The 22078-nt window shown below is 50.8% G+C and carries 23 protein-coding genes and 1 pseudogene; 9 read left to right on the top strand and 15 right to left on the bottom strand.

The genetic code is table 11. The features are described from left to right. Nucleotides 1-120: 120 nt before the first annotated feature. Nucleotides 121-963: an SDR family oxidoreductase gene (locus tag SJI19_RS18680; RefSeq protein ID WP_323479774.1), complete on the bottom strand. Its 843-nt coding sequence runs from the start codon at nt 961-963 to the stop codon at nt 121-123. Between the two features lie 114 nt (nt 964-1077). Between SJI19_RS18680 and SJI19_RS18685 the strand changes: the two genes are divergently transcribed. The 3 genes from SJI19_RS18685 to SJI19_RS18695 all read left to right on the top strand — a co-directional run bounded on the left by SJI19_RS18685 (nt 1078) and on the right by SJI19_RS18695 (nt 5026). Further along, the gene (locus tag SJI19_RS18685) at nt 1078-1968 is read left to right on the top strand and encodes a LysR family transcriptional regulator (RefSeq protein WP_323479775.1); all 891 of its coding nucleotides are present in this window, start codon (nt 1078-1080) and stop codon (nt 1966-1968) included. 249 nt (nt 1969-2217) lie between these two features. Then, a complete protein-coding gene (locus tag SJI19_RS18690; RefSeq protein ID WP_323479776.1) occupies nt 2218-3357 on the top strand; it encodes a hypothetical protein in 1140 nt (379 codons plus the stop codon). 199 nt (nt 3358-3556) lie between these two features. Beyond that, a complete protein-coding gene (locus SJI19_RS18695) occupies nt 3557-5026 on the top strand; it encodes a catalase (RefSeq protein ID WP_323479777.1) in 1470 nt (489 codons plus the stop codon). 97 nt (nt 5027-5123) lie between these two features. On the opposite strand, the gene psiE is transcribed toward SJI19_RS18695, so the two are convergent. Continuing rightward, nucleotides 5124-5522: a phosphate-starvation-inducible protein PsiE gene (gene psiE / locus SJI19_RS18700; RefSeq protein ID WP_323479778.1), complete on the bottom strand. Its 399-nt coding sequence runs from the start codon at nt 5520-5522 to the stop codon at nt 5124-5126. A gap of 444 nt (nt 5523-5966) precedes the next feature. On the opposite strand from psiE, the gene SJI19_RS18705 reads away from it, so the two are divergent. Next, entirely contained in the window at nt 5967-6782 is an 816-nt protein-coding gene (locus SJI19_RS18705) for a CPBP family intramembrane glutamic endopeptidase (RefSeq protein ID WP_323479779.1), read from the top strand. Nucleotides 6783-6893: 111 nt separating this feature from the next. On the opposite strand, the gene SJI19_RS18710 is transcribed toward SJI19_RS18705, so the two are convergent. The 10 genes from SJI19_RS18710 to SJI19_RS18755 form a co-directional block, all read right to left on the bottom strand. Next, on the bottom strand, nt 6894-8486 hold the full coding sequence (locus tag SJI19_RS18710) for a S8 family peptidase (RefSeq protein WP_323479780.1): 1593 nt from the start codon (nt 8484-8486) through the stop codon (nt 6894-6896). A gap of 573 nt (nt 8487-9059) precedes the next feature. Next, nucleotides 9060-9554, bottom strand: coding sequence for a DUF3833 domain-containing protein (locus SJI19_RS18715; protein WP_323479798.1), 495 nt, complete (start codon nt 9552-9554; stop codon nt 9060-9062). A gap of 92 nt (nt 9555-9646) precedes the next feature. After that, complete coding sequence (locus SJI19_RS18720) at nt 9647-10171, bottom strand: hypothetical protein (RefSeq protein WP_323479781.1); 525 nt, start codon at nt 10169-10171, stop codon at nt 9647-9649. Next, nucleotides 10168-10671, bottom strand: coding sequence for a DUF2878 domain-containing protein (locus SJI19_RS18725; protein WP_323479782.1), 504 nt, complete (start codon nt 10669-10671; stop codon nt 10168-10170). The genes SJI19_RS18720 and SJI19_RS18725 overlap by 4 nt, the downstream gene beginning before the upstream one ends. Continuing rightward, the gene (locus tag SJI19_RS18730) at nt 10668-11900 is read right to left on the bottom strand and encodes a cyclopropane-fatty-acyl-phospholipid synthase family protein (RefSeq protein ID WP_323479783.1); all 1233 of its coding nucleotides are present in this window, start codon (nt 11898-11900) and stop codon (nt 10668-10670) included. The genes SJI19_RS18725 and SJI19_RS18730 overlap by 4 nt, the downstream gene beginning before the upstream one ends. A 2-nt stretch (nt 11901-11902) precedes the next feature. Beyond that, the gene (locus SJI19_RS18735) at nt 11903-12619 is read right to left on the bottom strand and encodes a DUF1365 domain-containing protein (RefSeq protein ID WP_323479799.1); all 717 of its coding nucleotides are present in this window, start codon (nt 12617-12619) and stop codon (nt 11903-11905) included. Continuing rightward, nucleotides 12616-13986 (bottom strand): NAD(P)/FAD-dependent oxidoreductase, encoded by a 1371-nt coding sequence (locus SJI19_RS18740; RefSeq protein ID WP_323479784.1) that lies wholly within the window; start codon nt 13984-13986, stop codon nt 12616-12618. The genes SJI19_RS18735 and SJI19_RS18740 overlap by 4 nt, the downstream gene beginning before the upstream one ends. 1 nt (nt 13987) lies before the next feature. Further along, nucleotides 13988-14704: an SDR family NAD(P)-dependent oxidoreductase gene (locus SJI19_RS18745; protein WP_323479785.1), complete on the bottom strand. Its 717-nt coding sequence runs from the start codon at nt 14702-14704 to the stop codon at nt 13988-13990. Continuing rightward, complete coding sequence (locus tag SJI19_RS18750; protein ID WP_323479786.1) at nt 14704-15156, bottom strand: nuclear transport factor 2 family protein; 453 nt, start codon at nt 15154-15156, stop codon at nt 14704-14706. The genes SJI19_RS18745 and SJI19_RS18750 overlap by 1 nt, the downstream gene beginning before the upstream one ends. Next, nucleotides 15149-16018 carry a MerR family transcriptional regulator gene (locus tag SJI19_RS18755; RefSeq protein WP_323479787.1) on the bottom strand — a complete coding sequence of 290 codons (870 nt, stop codon included), beginning with the start codon at nt 16016-16018 and terminating at the stop codon, nt 15149-15151. Before SJI19_RS18755 ends, SJI19_RS18750 begins: the two co-directional genes overlap by 8 nt. A gap of 318 nt (nt 16019-16336) precedes the next feature. On the opposite strand from SJI19_RS18755, the gene SJI19_RS18760 reads away from it, so the two are divergent. Then, nucleotides 16337-16636, top strand: coding sequence for an ash family protein (locus tag SJI19_RS18760; protein ID WP_416347567.1), 300 nt, complete (start codon nt 16337-16339; stop codon nt 16634-16636). Between the two features lie 144 nt (nt 16637-16780). Then, nucleotides 16781-17128: a DUF5375 family protein gene (locus tag SJI19_RS18765; protein WP_323479788.1), complete on the top strand. Its 348-nt coding sequence runs from the start codon at nt 16781-16783 to the stop codon at nt 17126-17128. 247 nt (nt 17129-17375) lie between these two features. On the opposite strand, the gene SJI19_RS18770 is transcribed toward SJI19_RS18765, so the two are convergent. Beyond that, nucleotides 17376-17951 (bottom strand): TetR/AcrR family transcriptional regulator, encoded by a 576-nt coding sequence (locus SJI19_RS18770; RefSeq protein WP_323479789.1) that lies wholly within the window; start codon nt 17949-17951, stop codon nt 17376-17378. A 128-nt stretch (nt 17952-18079) separates the two neighbouring features. Between SJI19_RS18770 and SJI19_RS18775 the strand changes: the two genes are divergently transcribed. Then, entirely contained in the window at nt 18080-18814 is a 735-nt protein-coding gene (locus SJI19_RS18775; protein WP_323479790.1) for an SDR family oxidoreductase, read from the top strand. Nucleotides 18815-18885: 71 nt separating this feature from the next. Next, entirely contained in the window at nt 18886-19482 is a 597-nt protein-coding gene (locus SJI19_RS18780) for an NADPH-dependent F420 reductase (RefSeq protein WP_323479791.1), read from the top strand. 274 nt (nt 19483-19756) lie between these two features. On the opposite strand, the gene SJI19_RS18785 is transcribed toward SJI19_RS18780, so the two are convergent. Further along, the gene (locus SJI19_RS18785; protein ID WP_323479792.1) at nt 19757-20707 is read right to left on the bottom strand and encodes a helix-turn-helix domain-containing GNAT family N-acetyltransferase; all 951 of its coding nucleotides are present in this window, start codon (nt 20705-20707) and stop codon (nt 19757-19759) included. 294 nt (nt 20708-21001) lie between these two features. Between SJI19_RS18785 and SJI19_RS18790 the strand changes: the two genes are divergently transcribed. Then, on the top strand, nt 21002-21541 hold the full coding sequence (locus tag SJI19_RS18790) for a DUF2058 domain-containing protein (RefSeq protein WP_323479793.1): 540 nt from the start codon (nt 21002-21004) through the stop codon (nt 21539-21541). Nucleotides 21542-21681: 140 nt separating this feature from the next. Here SJI19_RS18790 and SJI19_RS24890 read toward each other — a convergent pair. Continuing rightward, nucleotides 21682-21837, bottom strand: a pseudogene (locus SJI19_RS24890) (DDE-type integrase/transposase/recombinase); the annotation flags it as partial. Nucleotides 21838-22078: the final 241 nt, after the last annotated feature.

The raw sequence follows: 22078 nt of genomic DNA on the forward strand, positions 1-22078 counted from the left end.
AACCGTCATATTTGCAAACTGTGAATAAGATCTCAGTAACACGAGCATCATGGATAAAAATCATGGCCGCTATCCAGCCCACCGACGGTTTACAATAGACCGGTGTACCCTAGCTACACGTTAACACCTATCGATGGCCGCGATATCGGCGGACAGCGCGATGGCCTTTTGCGCCTCCAGACTTTCCAGCCGCTGTTGCAATGACGCCCGTATGTGTTCATAAGCCGTGCTGCCCAATGCAAGCCGCCGGGGTGCGGCGGGGCTGTCGGCGCAGTCAATCATGGCACGTACCATTTTCATTGGATCGCCGGTAAGGGAAAATTGGCCATTATCCACGGCGCGGCTGACATCCCTGGCTGGGGTAGCGTCATATTCCGCCATGAGTGGCGGCCGCACTAATCCGTCGGCAAATCCGGTTTTGGCCGGCCCTGGCTCGATTAGCGTCATGGTGATATTAAACGGTGCCACCTCCTGCGCTACCGCCTCGACAAAACCTTCGATGCCCCATTTAGTGGCATGGTACAGACTAAAATTGGCATATGCAGTTTGACCGCCTTCCGATGAGACCTGCAAGATGTGTCCGCCGCCTTGGCGCCGCAAATGAGGCAAGGCCGCTCGGATGACCTGGATTGAACCAATCAGATTTGTATCGATTTGGCGGCAGATCTGTTCATCATTGGCTTCTTCTGCTGCTCCAAACAGCGCATATCCCGCGTTACTCACCACTCTATCGATGTGCCCCCAATGGGCAAACGCACGGTCCATCACCCGGCGCACGACCTGGGTATCGGTAACGTCCAGAGCCGCGACCCACAGTCGGTCGCCGTATTGCTCCCGCAGCGGATCCAGTACTTCCACCCGGCGCAGGGTGGCCGCGACGCGATCGCCCCGTGCCAGAAGGGTTTCCGTCAGTTGACGGCCAAGTCCGGAAGATGTACCGGTAATAAACCAGGTTATAGGCATAATGCATTCCTCGGTAAACATAGCGCCACAGCGGCGGCAATAATGAGTTTATCCAAGCGTGACCCATGCTACTATCCGCATAATGTGGCATGAACAAGTGAAAATTACCCACCAATGATCAAACCTACTTTTGCGGAATTAACCGCTTTCGCTGCCATCGCCGCCCACCGTAGCTTTCGTCGCGCGGCAGATGAGCTGGGACTGTCCCCGTCAACGCTGAGCCATATGATGCGCGTGCTTGAGCAAAATATGGGGATACGACTGCTGCATCGCACCACCCGCAGCGTCGCACCCACCGAAGCCGGCAACCGTTTGTTATCCCGCCTGCGCCCATTGATCAGGGAGCTGGATCTGGCGCTGGACGAGGTAAACCTGTTTCGCGATCGGCCAAGTGGCATACTGCGTATCAATGCTGGCGAGCAGCCGGCGCGGTTGCTAATTGAGTCGGTTATTCCCACCTTTCTTACGCGTTATCCGGACATGTCGCTGGATCTGTGTGCTGAAGACAAACTAGTGGATATTGTCGCCGAGGGGTTCGATGCCGGGATCAGGTTGGGGGAATCCGTGCCTCAGGATATGATTGCCGTACGCTTCGGTGGACCGGTACGCTTTCTGGCGGTAGCCGCACCGGGATATTTGGCCACGCGGTTGGCCCCACAAACGCCGGATGACCTGCGTCATCATGACTGTATCCGCATCCGGATGCCCAGCGGCAAATTTTATCGCTGGGAATTTGCCCGCAACGGTCAGGAAATGGTGGTAGATGTACCCGGCACGTTAACGCTGGATCATCTTGATCTGATGGCCCTAGCTGCTGCGCGCGGCATGGGAATTGCTTATGTGCCCGATACGGTTGCCCAGCCTTTTATCGAGAGTGGCGCGCTGGCCTGCATATTGGAGGCATGGTGTCCGGCAATACCAGGCTTGTATCTTTATTATCCCGGCAACCGTCATGTACCGCAGGGGCTGCGGGCATTTATTGAGGTGTTAAGGGAGTTTAGGTGAACGATTACCTGTTTCAGCCCTTGTCGCAGCCAAAAAAAAAACGGGAAATATTTCCATGGCAATATAATGATATATGCTCGCATGGAAATATTTATACTCTTCGTTTATCTCCTATTTTATATTTTTTACTTAGTTAACCAGACAATATCTTTTATTAGGTATTCCATTACTATAGACTGGACATAAAATACCTGTTTTATGTCCGCCAGTGACTTGGCACCTTCAACAAACTTCATTCAAGAATTCACAATGACAATTATTGCACATTCCTCACCAACAACCTTAGCTTATAATAATCAGCAGGCTAATGAAGTAACCACGCAGAAGATGCTACCCGTATTAGAACAGGGTATCAAGCATGGCGTCATCGGCATTTATGAAGATGGAAATATCCGTCAACATATAGATAGTTACCTACACATCATCGATTCCATTTACAGTATCATTAAAGAACATGCCAATAATCCCATCGAACAATGTGAGGTGGTATTAAATAATGGCGATACACTCAATTTGCAGAATTCTGACACGGGCATGACTGTCTCCTGCGGTGAAATACACGTTGTCATAACGACAGTAACCCTAAAATCATTAAACGATGTTTTTATCAACGACGCCCTTGAAAGTCCGGCTTTTTATTGCGAAACCCGCATTGGGGAATATGCGTCTAGCCTAGAGAACCCAGAGCATAACAACGCATCAGCCTTGCCCTGTGCCCTACAGAAACTCGTACTAAGTCACGATGTCACCTCCGCGATCTTGAATAAGCCGGATATTTTAGCTAAACACAGGCAAGTTGATGCGCTTTATGAGAGATTTAAGGTGGCGCAACCCTGTTATCTGGGGGCAACCTATCTGCTGCAAAAAATGAACAACCCAGATGAATATACACTTCCTCCGCTATTGGATGGCATCGCCCACCAAGGTAAACAAATTGACTTTGGCGTTTTTTTTAATAATGGCGTAACGGAAGACATCACGTTAGGCGGTATCCGTGTTTCTCTGTTTTATAGTACATTTAATAAAGCGAGTCTCTACCTGTACGCCCGAGCGGGAGATATCGTAGCCCATCTGGATTCTATTCGAGAGTATCTTATTAAATCCTATCCGGATGGATGCATTTTAAAAACCGGCGGTGGTAGCGGTCATTACACCTATTACGATACCAAACACGATATCATCTATTCTGGTAACACCAAGGCCTTTGAGGATGGATTGTCAGGTATGCCACTCAAAGACTATCTGCAGAATTACTTTAAGAATATCGACACTAAAACCAAAGAAACCTTAACCGTTACCCACCATACACCACAGGAGTTAGCGGATACTCTACAGGCTATGATTGATGAAACGGGTGTTTCTGTTGAGGAACTCCAACGCTGGAATTAAATCCCTCTGCAAGGGGCCGGTTATGCCTGATGAGGTGACACACGCCAGTGCTTTGGGCGTCGGTATACCGCCTGCAGACCGACGCTGTGCAAGATGGCGGGGATCATATCGACTCAATGGTTTTAATCGGCTAGCTATCACAATCAGCGTGTTTTAACGTGGATATGATGAGTCATAGCCGAAACCCAAGGACTCCACGATGAAACCGCACAAACCACTGACCACCGCCGGCGGTATCCCGGTCGCAGACAATCAAAATTCGCGCTCTGCCGGACCGCGCGGTCCGCTGATGCTCGATGACTATCAGTTGATCGAAAAACTGGCGCATTTTAATCGCGAGAATATCCCCGAGCGCCGGGTGCATGCCAAAGGCTCAGCGGCATACGGCACCTTTACCGTGACTCAGGATATCCGACATCTCACCCAGGCGGCGCTTTTTGCTGAGGTAGGCAAAAAAACGCCGATTTTTTTACGTTTCTCAACCGTGGGGGGTGAACGTGGCTCGGCCGATAGTGCGCGTGATCCGCGCGGTTTCGCCCTGAAATTTTATACCGAGGAAGGCAATTGGGATATCGTCGGCAACAATACCCCGGTGTTTTTTATTCGCGACCCGTTGAAATTTCCGGACTTTATTCACACGCAAAAACGTCACCCGCAGACTAACCTTAAATCGCCGCAAATGATGTGGGATTTTTGGTCACTTTCGCCGGAGTCGTTGCACCAGGTCACGATATTGTTCTCCGATCGCGGCATTCCGGATGGTTATCGTTTCATGCACGGTTTCGGCAGCCATACTTACAGCCTGATCAATGCTGCTGGCGAACGTACCTTTGTCAAATGGCACTTCAAGACCTTGCAGGGCATTAAAAACCTGCTGCCCGAGGAGGCCGATCGCCTGGCGGCAAGCGATCCAGACTATGCCCAGCGAGACCTGTTCACCGCTATCGAGCAGGGTAATTTCCCGCGCTGGCGCGTGTGCATTCAGATTATGAAAGAACAGGAAGCAACCGACCGCGCAGTGAATCCATTTGATGTCACCAAAGTGTGGTCGCAAAAAGAGTATCCGCTGCAGGAAGTGGGGATCTTTGAACTGAACCGCAACCCACGTAACTACTTTGCAGAAGTGGAACAAGCAGCGTTCGCCCCGAGTAATATAGTGCCGGGCATCGGCCTGTCGCCGGATAAAATGCTGCAAGGACGTGTTTTTGCTTACGCGGATGCCCAGAGATACCGCATCGGCACCAACTACCAGCAGTTACCGGTCAATGCACCCCAGTGCCCCTATCACCACTACCAGCGGGATGGCGCCATGCGTTTTGACGGCAATAGCGGCGGTGAACCGAACTATGAACCGAACAGTATCGCCAACACGCCCAAACAAACCCCGTCTTACGCCGAACCCGCGCTTAACTTCAGCGGCGCGGCCGATCGTTATGATCATCGTCTGGATGAAGACGACTACAGCCAGGCCGGTGATTTGTTCCGCTTAATGAGCCCGCAGCAAAAAAGCCAACTGTTGATGAATATTACCCGGTCCATGGATAGCGTGAGTCGCGACGTACAAATCCGCCAGGTGGGGCATTTTCTGAAAGCCGATGTGGATTATGGCCGGGGGGTAGCAGACGGATTAGGCATTGCACTGTCGGATGCCAGTGGTGAGTCGAGCTAGTGACGCCTGCGGCGACATAAATGACCCATCATTAAAACAACATTGCGTTCAATCGCGTTCCAGACTGTCGATATGATCGAGTCTGGAGCGTGATGTATTACTCACGCTTGAGGCGATGACTGTTTGCCAGCCACAGAGTGATGACCAACAACAGGATCGCGGCCGAATAGTAGAGGGTATCCTGTGGGTTTTTATGATCAACGATAATCAGACGAATAATCGCGGTAATGCCGATATAAATAAAGTAGCGCAACGGGAAATGATAACCTGACTGGAAGTATTTCACGATCAGCGCGATAAATTCAAAGTAAAGAAAGTAGTTAACAATGCCTTCAATCAGCAAAAACGAGGACTTTTGTTCATCGGTATTGAGCATCGCCCAGGCGAGATGCTGGGTTTCTTTACCTAAAAAGACAATCAGTATCAGGGCCAGGCAGATTAGGCCAATGTTTAATATCATCTGCAGCGTACTCGCCACACGCAGACTGGTAATCATAAGGGTGCCTCGGGGTTGACCATCCAAACGGATCATTTTGATACATAAGCATAACATATTTTTATGTGATTCAGATCACATTTCATAACGGCATGTTGCCCCACAAGTGCGGCATGCCTAGAGCCGATATTCCTACAACCTACAACCTCGAATCCCGAATCCCGAATCCCGAATCTCGAATCTATAATCTATAATCTATAATCTATAATCTATAATCTATAATCCACAATTCACAATCCTGGATCGAGTCATTTTAATGCTTAGCTATTTTTTATAAAATTAATTAATTTAACATAGAAATCATTCCACAGATAAACATTGGCATTTATATTATATTAAATATGTGTGCTATTTTTTATTTTATAATAATGGATCAATATGATAGAAAGGGTTTCACAGATGATGCATTATCGCTAAATAGCAGCTTTCAGGGACGGGGGAGTCATGTGGATTTTTTTTGCCATTTCGCTGGTTTTACTGCCGATTAAACGTGATATTTCAGTATGGGTGCTCTTATTGACGTTGTGTTTAGCCTATATTAACCAGGTCATTGACCTCAGTGCAGTGGCATTTCTCGTTTTGTTATTATTGTTTGCACAAACAACCAGCAGAATCGCTCACGATAGCCTAGGACATCTGGTGAGAGAAGCAATATTACTCTTGGCGGCAATCGCCCTATTCACCCATCATATCCCGGGTTTTCACAACGTAAAAGCGTTAGATGCCGTCATCGCCGGCACACATAGCGCGCCATTCACCCTGTATTTCAATGTCGATAAAGCATTAATTCCCTTTTTGCTGTTTTCGGCCTTTCCCACCCTGTTTTATCGTCAGCGCACGGCAAAACATCCACTATGGCAATGGATGCTGTTGATGCTCAGTCTGCCAGGACTACTCTTCCTGGCGGTGGGATTAAAGGGTTTGACAATCGAGCTCCATAATCCGCCGTGGTTGTGGACATTCATCTTGGCCAATCTTTTTTTTGTTTCCCTGGCGGAAGAAGCCTTATTCCGTGGTTATCTACAGCAGCGCTTAGCGATGTGGTTGGGGGACTATACTGCATTATTTATCACCGCAGTCACCTTTGGTCTGGTACATTGTTCCGGCGGCATGCTTATGGTGATCTTTGCCGGTCTGGCCGGAATACTCTACGGGCTGAGCTGGATGTGGAGCGGCAGACTGTGGGTGTCCACCCTATTCCATTTTTCCCTGAACATAATCCATTTATTATTTTTTACCTATCCATTTTATCAGCGTTAATAGCCTTCTTTCGGGGCCAACCGCGCAAGATACAACTTCTCCGCGGTGGCCCCTATGATACCTTAACCGACGTATGGCTATCTTTTCCCTGTCCTCGCATCCACCCTAGCACTACAGCATTGCGTCATCGCTTAGTGGCGGCACCTCGCTGGCGTTAGCGGCAGACAGTTGCCTCCAAGGAAATCCTCCGTTGGGTTCACGAGTACCCGGTTCAACATTTTGTGTCCACCAGCTTGCCTGCCAATTATTATTATTCCAAGAGACTCTATTGCCAGCAACGTAGACGACTCCTCTTCGCCATAATGGGTAAGTGGGGGTGACATTCAGCGCAGCAATGGCCCGCCGAATATTCGGTAGCGGACCAATATGACCGCCTGTGCCCTGAGGCGTACCCGTGGAAATTAACAAGTCACGCATTGCCCTGGGTGCGAGTACCCGTTGAAATCTCGCTTTATACCATGACTGTATGGCGATCGCCGCCGCCGCAACAATCGGCCCCGCCGCCGAGGTTCCGCTGAATGTATGGGTATAGTTTCTATTCGGACCCGCATTAAAGAGTGCCCCATAACCGGCGGAAGTGACACTCCAATCACCCCATCCCTGCACGTGGATTGGACTGCCAAAGGTGGAAAAAGATGCCCGATGACGCCCAATCCTTGTCCCCGCGCCCAAACGAATAATACCGTTATCCCCACGATTTCTAAAGGCATTATAATAAGGATGATCAAGGTCCCCAGCACCGTTACCCGCCGTCGCGATAACGATGACACCGGCATTGGTAGCAGTTCTGGTGATATCCCATACCCCCCGATCAAAATCAGGGGTAATCAGCTCAGGTTCCGTGACACCATTTGGGCGGGTTACTAACCGCCCACCGGTTTGCATTTCATACAAAAAAACATCCCCAGCCCGTAGACGGAGTAGGCCTTCTGCAATGCCATTAACCCGTCCTCGGGTCAGTTCAGATACGCCATAAAATGCATCCAACCCATAATTTGCGCCCAGCAAACCGAAACCATTGTTTCTGGCCATAATCACACTGGCTACCGCCGCACCGTGATCATTAAATCTGGTATTGGTGGTTGGTAGCACCGGGATAAAGTTAGGACCGACCAAGTCTTCATGATTGAAATTAAAGCTCCATTCTATATCTGCACAGCGAATGCCTTGCCCTAAAACATTTAACCGCCAAGCATAGTCCGCCTCAATTCCAATTTGGCCTTGAGGGCCCTGTCCACGTAGATAATCTTGCCTATTAATAAAATCTGGGGTATTTGAAAACTCACTGATATCAGGCGGTTCATTTTCTGTAAAATTATTATCACCACCCGTATCCGCAATTAAGTCAACATGACTTTCAACTGAGGGCGGGGCGATGGGCATAATATTTTCAACATAGGCATATTCGACATAAGGCAACGCTTGAAATGATTCAGCCAACAGTTCAAGATCGCCTTCCGACATACCTTCGGTATTTTCTACATAAACCAATCCCTTGTATTGTGAAAAATCTATCCCATTTTGCGTATTAATACATTCGCCAGTGTCAGACAAAAAATGAATAACATGCCGATAGCTAAAATTAAATATATAATTTGCTGTTTTGATCACTTCTTCTTTATTGGAAAAGTTAATTTTACCTTCTTTAACGGAAACGACAGATTCCGGTTTAAATTTCACCATTAATCGAAATTGATTACTCATAGTCACTCTCCTCTCACGGTTTTAACACACCTCGTTATACCCTTTATGTTTCAAATTGCTGCTGCATGGGTTGCGCTCGGTCGTCTGAATCACTTGACTGCATAATTTCCTAATTATGTACATAAATTTGTATTCATAGCCTTAGGCTGGAGTCTGGATAGATGAATTATTATAAAAATAAAGAGGCTATTGCATAATGACCAAGATCGCAAAATCCACATTCGACAATATACTGAATATGATCTAACCAGTGAAATTTAAATAATGAAATTCAGTATTGATATTTATTGACTTAGTTTTCATATCGTTGAGATATTTATTATAGGGTACTCGTGTGCTAAAAAAAGAAATATAGGACGATATGGCATATTACAAAAACAATGCACTCATTGGTGAATATCGATGCCAGCCGATTTTTGCCGCAAGAAACGGTCCATGCACGTACCTTGCGCAAGGGCCGTGCCGGACAAAACCGCTGTTTCTGCTGGCTGACTACGGCACCAGTGTAGAATCACCTGCCGCGTGGCCTGGATAGCTCGATAGAACGTGGAATGCGTGACATGGGTAAGGAGGCTATGCGCTTTTCTCAAAGAACAATGTCACCCGCGCAACTTCAACCCCGAATTTCGTTAGCGACGTGACGTTAAACAGGTGTATTTCGTCTTGCTGGTATATCCAGTCGTCAAAGGTCAGGCGATAGGTGCTGCCGCCGGACTTCACGTCCATCACATAGTTCCAGTTAAACGCATTGCCAGCGGATTTACCGACTGCGGTGCCGATAATGTCGCCTGCCGTGCCGCTATAACTGCCATCGGCCAGTTTACGGATGTGCCAGACACGCGTTTGTTTCTCGCCATCGTCATACACAAAATCCTCATGCAGCGTCAGCATATCAGCCACCACCTCGCCGTGGATTTTCACCGCAAAACGCCGCGTTTGTTTGTGGCTGTAGTCTTGCACCATACCGTAGGCGACACTCTCCCCGTTGAAATAACTGAAGATATCCAGCTTTGGCTGGGTCTGTGCGTAATCCTTGATATCAGCACTACAGCCGGTGAGCAATAACATGCAGGCTGCGATAAAAAACAGCCATCCTTTGCGTGCAACCTGAGGTAGCACGTGGTTCAGAACAGTCATAAAACCTCCCGTCGGATAAAGCGTTAGTCTGGCGCAGATGCACCTATCAGTTTGCTACGTAAATCAGGGTATTGGGTGGCCGGAGATAACCAGATTGCCAGAAATGCATCGCGAAATTGCGGGCTGAGCGGTTGGCCAATTGGACGGGTGATCACGCTGTTGGGTAAGCGGTCATAAAACTGCCCGCCGTGCTCATCGGCAAGAAACATGATTTCGCTCCCGTGTCTGACGTCGGGCCAGGTCTTTTTTAGCGTCTCCAGCCAGCCGTTTTTCTGTGCATCAGCCATCAGCCCCAGCGCCTGCCACTGTTCTTCAGTGGCGTTGACCAGCGCCTGACGGTCAATGCTACGCAGGTAGTGGATCACCAGCACTTGCGGCCATGTCTGCGCGTGATAGTTGCCGTCAGGGGTTAATAGTGTTGAATGATAAACCGCGAATGGCCCCCAGCTTAGCGTGGCGCGGCCAACCTGTTGCCACTGACTCCATGGGGTCGCACATGCCGAAAAGGACACTAACAGCGCCAGCACGGCGATAAAAATGCGTTTCATCGGATGCTCCGTCGCCGGGTTTTATCAAACAATACCGGCAAACTGATGAGTGGCAAAAACAGGGCCCAACCCGCGGCCAGCAACAGCCAGACGTAAGATGGCGAGGCGAGCAGGTGCATGGCACCGAACCTCATACCCACGTAGTAGGCCACTGGGCCGCTTACCGCGCCCAGTGGTATCAGCCAATACCCGCTTACCTGCACATGACCCAGCAACCACAGCCACCATGCGCTGAAACCTAACCACAACGCCATCATCCACGGCGGTACGCTGGTTGAATGCGTAAATTCAAACAGGCCGAGAACACACCACAGTGAATCCATCATAATTCCCAGCATGCAGGCCACCACCACCCATAATCGGCGTCGGGATGGTGTCAATGCCAGCATCAGTAAACTACTGACCAGCAACGGTAGGATTAGCCGTTCACGCCCCCAAACCGCCAGCGTCCACCAGAGGTCAAAACCCAGGCTCAGCAGCCAGAAGCGCAAGGGTTTCATCCGCGACGCTCGGCGATCAGCTGCACGGTACTAATGGTACGGGCGCGGAACCCCGCTTCGCAGTAGCACAGATAAAACAACCACAGACGCCGAAAACGCTCATCCTGCGCGCCGTCGAGCTGCGTATTCCAATAACGCTGCAGCCGCTCGCGCCATTCTTGTAGCGTGCGGGCGTAGTCAAAACCGATATCAAACACATCCCGCACGACCAGTCCGGTGTAACGGGTCATGGCGTCATTCATGGTTGTAATGGAGGGGAGAAAACCGCCGGGGAAGATGTAGCGCTGAATAAAATCGACGTTGCGGCTGTAAGACGCATAGCGCTGATCGGAAATGGTGATCGCCTGTATCGCCATCCGTCCTTGCGGTTTAAGCAGAGCATTGCAGTGCTTAAAAAAGGTAGGCAGATAACGTCGGCCCACCGCTTCGATCATTTCTATCGCCACCAGTTTGTCGAACTGCCCACGCAGCGAGCGATAATCTTCACACAGCAGGGTGACGCGATCGCTCAGCCCGGCTTTTTTGATGCGCTGGCATGCGTAATCATACTGTTCACGGGAAAGGGTGGTGGTGGTCACCCGACAGCCGTATTCCCGTGCGGCGAATTCCGCCATCGCCCCCCAGCCGGTACCAATTTCCAACAGATGATCGCCCGCATGAAGGTGCAGTTGTTCACACAAACGGCGCATTTTGGCTTCCTGCGCTTGTTCCAGCGTCATTTGCGGTTGTTGATACCACGCGGCGGAATACAGCATTTTCTCATCGAGAAACCCTGCATAAAATTCATTGCCAATATCATAATGCGCCGAGATATTTTTTCGCGCTTGCGACGGGCTGTTGCGACGAAAATGGTGTATCAGGCGGTTAACCGGCGCGCTGATCCAGCTCAGTCGGGCTTCAAGCTTGTCGACCAGTTGCCGATTTTCTGCCAGTAGTTGCAAAACCGTGGTCAGATTCGGCGTGGTCCAGTCGCCATCAATAAAACTTTCACCCGCCGCAATACTGCCGCCGAATAACACCCGGCGATACGTCCGCAGATTACGCACGTCAATTTCGCCCTGCAGAGGTGCGGTTGGGTCACCAAAAAACACGGCATTCTGTCCGGGTTCACGCAAGGTCAAACCGGCACGGCTAAGTTGTTGCAAAACACCGACAATCAGTGCACGTGCAAGCTTACTGCGCCAGTTGTTGGTCCCCTCGCGGGCATGTAGCTCTTCGAGTTGGCTCATAATCAGTCCTTATCAACGGGAGGATGCGCATAAATGGGGGCTCGCTTAAGCCACAGCCTCAGCGCCTGCCAGTATATAGTCAGCGCGGTTTTGGCCGTCATGATGGGTAAGCGCCATAACTGCCGCCGCAGCGCCTCACGGGTGAGCGGGCGAGCCGTAAGCGACAAGGTGGCATCAAATTCCCGCTGTTTACGGTGATTTTCGATCGCGATATGTAACTGTTTTCCCGGAGCGGTCAGACGCCAGAGATAAACCATATCCATTGGATTAAAAGGCGACACATGGAAGACTTTTGCTACCGGCTGCGAGCCGTCAGGAAGTACCGCGTAGGTGTGGCGTTCATTCCAGGGCGTGTTGCGAACCTCGGCCAGCATCCAGCGCAACATCCCGTGCTGATCGTAAAGGTAGTAAAAATTGACAGGATTAAAATGGCAGCCGAAATAACACAATTGACACAGTAGCATCACCCGGCCATCGGGACGTTCGCCGGTCAGTTCAGCAATTCTATCTTGTGCTTTGGTTTTGATATCGCCACCACCGAGATAATCTTTGCGGCGAAAGCTGGCCGCCGAAAAACGCTCCAGTTTAATGCCCACCGCCGGCAACAGCTCCAGCTCATCAAGATCGATTAACGGCATGAAAATGTCGTAATCGAAATGATGCTCAACCGGCATAAACCTGCGGTGCCTTACGGTGCCGACGTACAGCGTGCTGTTTATGATGCCTCCTGCACGGACTGACGGTCCGGGTTCTCGCGCCGCTGTGGTGAACGGGTTCGTTGTAACGCGATCAGTTCAACCACGTCGCGGGCACTGTTAACCCCATCCTCATGAAAACCGTTGTACCAGTACGCACCGCAAAACCAGCTACGGTGGTGACCGTTAATACGGTGACGCTGCTGTTGTGCCTGGTGGCTGGCAAGATTGAGCACCGGATGCATGTAAGTCGTGCGCCACAAGGTCTTACTTTCATCAATTGAGGTCAGCGGATTGAGGGATACGCAAAACGTTTGCGGCGCATGCAGTCCCTGCAAGATGTTCATATTGTAGGTCACGCTGGCGCGGCGGCTGTGCGCCGGAAGACTGTCAGGCATAGCCGCATGCGTGGCTGCATCGTGCGAAGGAGGCAACTGATAATTCCAGCTCGCCCACGCGCATTTTGCCCGTGGCAACAGCCGAGTGTCGGTATGCAAAATCACCTCGTTGGCCTGATACGGCAGCGCCCCAAGAATGCGGTGTTCGTCAGCCGTGGCGTGATCGCCCAAAATGGCCAGCGCTTGATCGGCATGGCAGGCAAAGATCACCTGATCAAAACCGTGCTCACCATGATTGGAGTACAGCGTTACGCCCTGAGCGAAACGGGTAACATGAGTCACCGGGGTATTGGTCAGTAATGTTACACGCTCGGGAAGCATTAACTGCATACGGCGAATGTATTCCCGCGACCCACCCGGCACCACCATCCACTGTGGGCGGTTGGTGACATCCAGCAAGCCGTGATTGTCGAAAAAGCGCAAGAACATCGCCAGCGGAAAATTTGCCATCTCGCCCAGCGTGGAAGACCAGATCGCCGCCCCCATCGGCAGCACGTAATGCAGCGCGAAAAAAGGCGTGAAGCCATTCTGATCCAATAAATCGCCCAGCGTTTCTTCACTGTGGTGAGCATTGAGCAAGCGCGCCTTACACAGCTTATTAAAGCGCAAAATGTCGAGAATAAAGCGCCAGAATGACGGTTTAAACAGATTGCTGCGCTGAGCAAACAGGCTATTGAGCGAATGACCGTTATACTCTAGCCCAGTTAACGGATTGCGAACGGAAAAACTCATTTCCGTCGGTTGGCCTTCGATGCCGAGCTCGTTGAGCAACGCGATAAACTGTGGATAAGTGCGTGAGTTATACACAATAAAACCGGTGTCGATAGCGTAGGTTTTACCCTCGGATATCACATCTTGGGTCGCCGTGTGTCCGCCTAATGTCGCTGCGCTTTCAAACACGGTAATATCACAGTCAGGCTGGCGCTGCGCCAATAACCATGCACAACTCAACCCAGAAATACCACTGCCAATAATAGCCACTTTGGTTGTCATGTTATGCCACCATTTTTCGGCTTAACCATTTTTGCAGGCTGACCGGCAGCAGTGATGCCACCTTCAGTAACCAGGCAAAAAGGGGAGGAAAGGCAATTTCACTGGCACCCTGCGCCAGTTTTTTACGGATATGTTGCGATGCCTGGACCACAGTGACCATCATCGGCATCGAGAAATCATTACGCACGGTCAACGGTGTATCGACAAAACCCGGCTGGATCAGCGATACGTGAATGTTGCGTGCCACCAGATCAACCGCCAAAGAACGGGCAAAATAGGCCAGCGCAGCTTTGGACGCACCGTAGGCTTGTGCGCGGGAGAACGGCAGCAGGCTCGCGGTCGATCCCACCAGCGCCACGCGACTCCCGGCGGTTAAGGTGGGCAGCAGGGCGTCGAGACAATTGACCGGGCCGATAAAATTAACCTGCATCACTCGGGCGACCTTCTCCGCCTCTACCACACCGTTATCCAGATACTCACAGGTTCCGGCGCACAGAATCACTAAATCAGCCTGCGCCCCCTGCAACGCCCGGCGCGTATCCTGTAAATCAGTGATATCAAAACTCAGGGGAACCATCAGCGCATGGTCTGTGGCGACGGCAGCCAGTTTGGCTGCATCACGTCCGCAGGCCGTCACTCGCCAACCGTCGTTTGCGTAATCCAATGCCAATTGTTTGCCAATGCCTGAACTGGCACCGGTAATGATAACGTGGCGCATTATTTCAACCTTGCTTTAAGGGCCCGAACCGCCCCGCCGAGCACGGGAACATGTTCATATAACATGGCGCCAAGGTCGTAATAATCGCGCTGATAAATAACGCGATTCTCTGCAAGACGCAGATGACTAGCACCCATCACCGTTATCCCCTGCCCCTTTTTCAGTGCCGGGTGTGCATATTCCATACGCCAAAACAGTGACGCGTCATCACCCTGAACCAGTGCGGGCTGGACATCAAAGCGGCAGTACTTCACTTTCTTCAGTAATTGGGTGAAATAATGCTCAAGCGCATCAACGCCGTCGTATTGTGATACCGGATCAATAAACACCACCTGCGGGTGATAAATCAGAGAAAGTTGCGGCAATTGACTCAAACCCAGTTGTCGATAAAAATCGTAAAGCCGCGTCAGAACCTCAGCGGGCTGGTGTGGATCAGGAACAGGTTTACTCATCTTTTTTCCTCACGCTTCGCAACGCTAATACTGTGCGATCGTCAAACAGATCGGTTGTCGCACCCGATCCGAGGTGAGAAGTGGCAGCGGATGCCGGTTTAACATTTGTGTCGGTGGCCATCAACATTGCCGCGCTGCCAAGCAGGGTGACGGAAATCCCCCGCTCATGCCATTGTGCCAGTTTGAGGTGTTGTCTCTGGGTCAGTTTCCCTTCTGCCCAAATAAGCCATTGCCCCTTTTCGGTATTATCCAAATACGGGTCGTCAACCGGGATCGCCAGCACCTCCACTTGCCTACCTTCTTCGCAACGGATCATGGCCTCCAGCCACAGTTCGACGCTATCCATATGCCCCCAGCCCAGCAGCATTGTCCGATTTCCAGGACGTTTACGTGCGGCATTGGCGCACATCACAGCATGTTCAATCAGCAAACCATCAAGCTGGCTGAGCAACATGCGTAACCGATGGTCGCCTGAGTTAAGGCGCGTGCGCAGTGGACGAAAAACATGATTCACCAGCGAAGCGGCAGGGTATTCGCGACCCAATTCCCTTATTGTCTGGCGTACGGTCTGACTGCGGCCATTTTGCAATGCCGACAGCAGACGATGCTCAAATTGCGACCAATCGCCAGAGGGTGTCGTCACACTGCCTTCCAGTAATGCTTTGACCTGGCCGACCGGAACGCCCCGTTCAATCCATCCTAAAATAGCCTGGATCGTTTGCAGATCTTCATCATTAAACAAACGATGCCCCCCTTCAGTACGCTGAGGCTTAAGCAAACCATAACGGCGTTGCCAAGCCCTGAGCGTGACGGGGTTAATACCACAAATGCGAGCGACCTCGCCGATACTGTAAAAAGACATGTGATCATCCGTTAGTGTCATACTGCATAAGGTCACTCTACTGCCAGTAGCATAAACTTATACAACATTATTATTAGTGTACAAGTTAATTCAGGTTTTTGTATTTTATTTTCTGGTTGTGTCTGCCCACGCAGGCCATCGCAAGTCGCTCACATCGACAGTTGCGGTCTGGGAGGAAAATCGTTTATGGGATGGGGGTGGGGGTAGACGTGGTGCATGTTGCAGAATATGGGCTTAATCCCGGCGTTAAAATGGCCTGCGCCATGCTAGATGAAAGGGTGTAAGTAGATTCTAGATTGCAGATAAAATAGGGGTCCCGTGCGCAATTTCTACCTGTTCCGGCAAAAAGGCCTTTGCGCCAACCCACCGGTTAGCTATAGTTTCCGCGCTGTCGCAAAATCGACAGTCGGGCGTGAGAACCCGCGTTTAACTATGGCGACACCACACGCGCCAAGCGTGTTTTTTATGTCGCAGTTCTGGTTTGTCGTTTTTTTTTTTACGCAGCGGTATTTGTGCCATTGCTGCAGTAATACAATGGTGGCCCAGGCAGGGCAGCCTTCGGGCTGGCCGGGTTCCATAGTTACCGGTTTCTCACCCCTGTCTGGGCTGCCACCCTAGCGTGAGAACTTCGGTGGTAGCTGTTATCAGCCAACTATGGGAGTCATCCCACATGCTTAAACATCCCCTACCCTGGTATCTAGGATGCGCGTCTGTAATGTCCGTACCCGGCCGCAACCTCTTTTTTTCTCAGGAGGCAACATTATGATCCCTAGCGCGAATCCATCCTGCATTATCTTGGAACTGCGGCTGGCGTTATATCGGCGCGTTGTGGCCTGCGCCTACCAGGAAACCTGTAACGAATGCGGCCTGCGGTTAACCCTGACCATCGACGATCTGGAAGAAAAAATCGTTCATGGCGTGGAAGTGGTCCATGTGGCGGAATATGGGCTTGATCCCGGTGCTGAAATTGCCTGCGCCATGCTAGGCGAAATGGTTCAGGCAGATTTTCTTTCTGCGCCGCCCCGCCTGACCCGGTTTGGCGAACAGGTCATGGACGAGATCTGCCGTGACCACCTTTATCCCGGACAATTGAATAACAATTTACATTAAACCACGCTGAGGCCATACAACGTATGGCGGACAACAACAACCAGGCCCGCTGGTTACACGTGCGGGCGCTATTATCTGGGATTGCAACACCCACACCCGAGATGGACATCATCCTCAACTACTGTAAATCTATTCTGAAGCTTGCGACCAACCGAGCAAATATAAACATCTTGTCCCTGGTCATACTTGAACAATAATAGAGGACGCCATTCGGCACAGTACAGGCAACAATTCATCACACACTCCGTTACGTCGCCTTCTTGACATCGTTGCCAGGGCGATTTGTCAGGATGGCGCTCATAATAACATGAAAGAGATGATCCTCCTGTGGCGCAAATGCAGGTTGGTCGATGAGCCAGCCGAGCGCTGACATAAGGGCGAACAGGTCCCCCCCGTCAATATCGGCTCGCGCCGTTCCGTCGGCCTGAGCACGGAGCAGTAATCGCTCGCCTGCTGAGTGCACCTCTGCACATGACGCGTAAAGCGCGGATTCCGGGTCCGCGTGGGCGTTCGCCATCAGAGCGACAACGCCGCTATAGCTATGAACGAATGCCACCCCTTCACGAAACCAGGACACGAGCGCTTCGTCAGGCGGATTCAATGTTTCAAGTTTGTTTGCCTTCTGCGTCAGTGCGTCCAGATTCGTACGCAGCAACGCGTCGAACAAGGCTTCTCGTGTCGGGAAATGGCGAAACAGCGTAGCCAACCCAACGTCAGCCCGGCGGGCGATATCCCGCATGGACGCATTGGCACCATGCTCGGTAACGACCTCACGCGCGACCGCAAGCAGGTGGTTGTAATTTTTTCTGGCGTCAGCTCGCATAAGTCTCCTTGACAAAGTGGATCAGTGATCCGTATATTAAAAGCGTATCCGGAACAGTGACCCACAAAATACAGCATATTCGTATAAATGGGAAACAAGATCCGTCCAACACCACGAAAGGAAATATCATGGGAAAGCTTGAAGGTAAAGTTGCAGTCATCACCGGGGGCGCTACAGGCATCGGCCGCGCCGCGGCAAAGCGCTTCATTGAGGAGGGTGCTTTTGTCTTCATCTTCGGCCGTCGACAGGAAGCGCTCGACGCCGCCGTGGCCGACCTCGGACCCAATGTCCGCGCGGTGAAGGGCTCGGTCTTCGATCTGGCCGATCTCGACCGACTCTACACAGCGGTGAAGGCCGAGCGAGGGACCCTCGACATCGTCTTCGCCAATGCTGGGGCAGGAAGCCCGCTTCCGCTCGGCGAGATCACCTCCGAGCATATTGACGAAATCTTCGACACCAACGTGAAGGGTTCTATCTTCACGATCCAAAAGGCACTGCCGCTGATGGGCCAGGGCGGTTCGATCATCCTGACCGGATCGAGCGCAGGCACCACGGGCGCCCCGGCATTCAGCGTCTACAGTGCGAGCAAGGCGGCAGTGCGCAATCTCGCACGGACCTGGGCGGAAGACTTGAAGGGCACCGGCATCCGGGTAAATGTGCTGTCGCCTGGGCCGACGGCGACTGAACTCGCGAAGGAAGCTCTGGGCGAAGAGGGTATGAAGGTCTTCGCCTCGATGAATCCGCTTCAACGCATGGCCGATCCTGCGGAGATCGGAGCGGTGGCTGCTTTTCTCGCGTCGCAGGACAGCAGTTTCATGACCGGCAGCGAGGTCGCCGCTGACGGCGGCCTGGCGCAAATCTGACGCGCCACGCCCGGCCGGTCACTCCAGTCGATATTTGGAGCCCCCGGGCGTGGTAAACCTAAGGAGAATATATGAGCTACGCAATTATCGGTTTCGGCAAGATTGGTCACGCCCTTGCCAGGGCTTTTGCCCGCAACGGCATCGACGTATCCGTTGCAACCACGCGCGACCCGGCAAGCTTTGCATACGATGCAGCCGAAATCGGACCCAAGATCATTCCCAAAACACTGGCGGAAGCCATCAAGGCGGACATCATCTTTTTGGCTGTCCGTTTCGAGTCATACCCGGAGGTCGCGAAGGCGCTGTCCAACTGGAAGGGAAAGACCATCATTGACGCGATGAACACGTTAGCCCCACTTGAAGAACTGGACGGTCTCCCGTCCTCTGCCGTCGTCGCGAAAGCGTTCACCGGAGCCAGGCTGGTGAAGGGATTCAACCATTTGGCCTCTGCCGTCCTTGACCAGGACCCGGCCGTACACGGTGGCAGGAGAGTCGTGTTCTTGGCCAGCGACGATAACAGCGCCGCAGAGGAGATTGGTGCGCTTGCGGAAAATCTCGGTTTCTCGCCGATCAAACTTGGTGGGCTTTCGCAGGGTGGACTGCTTGTGCACTCGCGTGGAAATATCTGGGGTCAACTGATCTTTAAGGACCTGGTCAAGTTTGACTGATGAAAAACCGAATGGTGGCCATTCTGGTGGTCTTGACAAAAAATATTTTATATCTTAGCTTAATTATTAGACAGTTACTGGCAAAGGCAATCCCAGCCAGAGGTGCCAGAATTTTAAAAAAGCCCGTTTCTGGGAACTGAAACGGGCTTTTTACTTTCGACAGTTTCTGGAAGTCGGCTAAGAGCGTACATAATAAAAACCACGATGTGCTGATGTACGGAGAATGGGGCAGCAAGTATGTAAGGCCCGCAACCCGAGTGAGACTTAAGGAAAATTACCTGACTCTACGAGTAAACTGCTGCTCTGTCATATTGCTTCCCCACTGGTCACCTTGCCATTCTTTAGACAGTTTAAAACCGAATGACTCATACAAACGCCTTGCCGCCGCCAGTTTATTAAACGTCCATAGCTGAACCGCAGAAAATTCTCTGTCATCGCAAAATTTCATCGCTTCGCCAATCAGCTTTTTGCCCGCTCCGCTGCCACGGCAACCGTCATCAAGGATGAACCAACGCAAGTGCGCCTCACCGTTGCCCAGGTCTTCACCGTCAATTGCGACAGAGCCGACGATGCGCTCGTCCAGCACGGCCAACCAGATCTGATTACACGCCTTATCCAGACGGCCCGAAAAATCAGCCAAGCCCGTGGCGACCTTACTCTCAAAAAAACGGCCGAAATTATGCTCTCTTGCGTAATAGCTGCCATGCATTTCAGTTATGCGGCCAATCATTCCCGCATGATAGCCAGAGACGATGTTGAAGCTGCGCTGCCCATTCAGGTCAGTGTTATCACGGCAGGCTTTCAGGGCGTTGGCATAGGCAGTAAGACCTTGTGAGACGGCGTGCTGTTGATGGGGACCCATTTTTTTTAGTGCGGCGATGACACGTTCGTTACCGTAATGATTAATTTTCCGCACAGTGTCTCGGCCCTGTGCGGTAAGACCAAGCTGCTTAGTCCTTGCATCTTCAACCGAAGGGGTTTCTTCCAGTTCACCGACGTTGACGAGTTTTGCCAACATGCGGCTGACGCTGGACTTCTCAAGCCCCAGGACCTGCACTAACTGAGCCGCAGTCATTGATCCCCGGGCTTCCACTTCAAGCAACGTGTGTACAACGGAAGGGGAATATTCAGTTGCCGCCAGAGTAGGCTTCATAAAACCGAGCTCCCGCACCATCAGGCGCGATGCTACGCGTATTTCTTCAACAATTAACGATTCAGCAATCATTTACATTAACTCTTAAAACATAGTTGTACTATACAACCATATTCTTTGAATTGCTGTCAATTAAACATCAAAGCCAACAGGTTAATGTTTGAGTCAACCACAGGGCCAAGAGAAGCCGTTACGGCTTGTATGAAAATGGCAATCTGCGTTGTCTAATCCTGAGAGCAGGTCACACCAGCCTCTGATAGACCCCGCTAAACTCAAGCCACACAGTGATCAGGTCCTTCAACCTGGTACAGCCTCATAAATTACAGGTATAATCCCACAAATTATTCAACTGGTTTAGAAACGAAGATGACAAAACTCACCTTACAAGAACAGATGCTAAAAGCTGGATTAGTGACCAGCAAAAAAATGGCCAAAGTCCAAAAAACCGCTAAAAAATCACGAGTTCAGACTCGTGAGGCAAGAGCGGCGGTGGAAGAAAATAAAAAAGCACAACTTGAGCGTGATAAACAGCTGAGCGAACAACAAAAACAAGCTGCTTTATCTAAAGAGTATAAAGCTCAGGTAAAGCAGCTCATTGAAATGAACAAAATCGATATTTCAAAAGGCGATATTGGTTTTAACTTCACAGATAATAATTTAATTAAAAAAATAGTTGTAGATAAGATGACTCAAACTCAGCTGATCAGTGGTCGTCTCGCCATTGCTCGTTTGGTTGTTGATAACAGTGGCGTGAGTGAATACGCTATTATCCCCGCGAGCGTAGCCGATAAAATTGCACAACGAGATGCGAACAGTATTGTATTAAATAGTGCGCTTAGTCAGGAAGAGCAAGATGAAGATGATCCCTATGCCGATTTTAAAGTGCCCGATGACTTGATGTGGTAATTAACGTGTTGCAGATGCTTATGTATGAAAAGTCCCCCAGGGCTTTTCATTAAGATGTTATGTTCAGTCAGTTCATGGAAAAACGCAGGATTATTCTGGATGCAAGCATGATGATGAAAACTGATACCGACATTATTACTATCGCTATGAACAATGGTACCGTGCGGTTTTTGCCTTCTTGTTAGCGCCATTTGCGATGCATCGCAGGCCAATTTTGCCGTCATACGTTCTGACATTGACCAGCCCACCACTGCGTGTGAATAAAGATCTATAATAACAGCAAGATACAACCAACCAGGCATAAAAATCACTGTGTGAAGCGCGTAACACACGCGCTATGGCTTTTACGCGAAAGACTGCCTGATGGTTTTGCATAAACACAGACTTCATTTCAGGCGCTTAGCGAAGTATGTGGCCGCCTTTTGGAGGATGGCCAGTTCCTCATCTTTCTCGGCAAGCTGACGCTTTAGGCGAGCTATTTAAGCGAGTTGTTGTTGTTCCCTCTCACCGCTGTTGTTCAACTAGCGCGTTTTAGAA

It is taken from the genome of Acerihabitans sp. TG2 (assembly GCF_035013185.1).
Classification (GTDB): domain Bacteria; phylum Pseudomonadota; class Gammaproteobacteria; order Enterobacterales; family Enterobacteriaceae; genus Acerihabitans.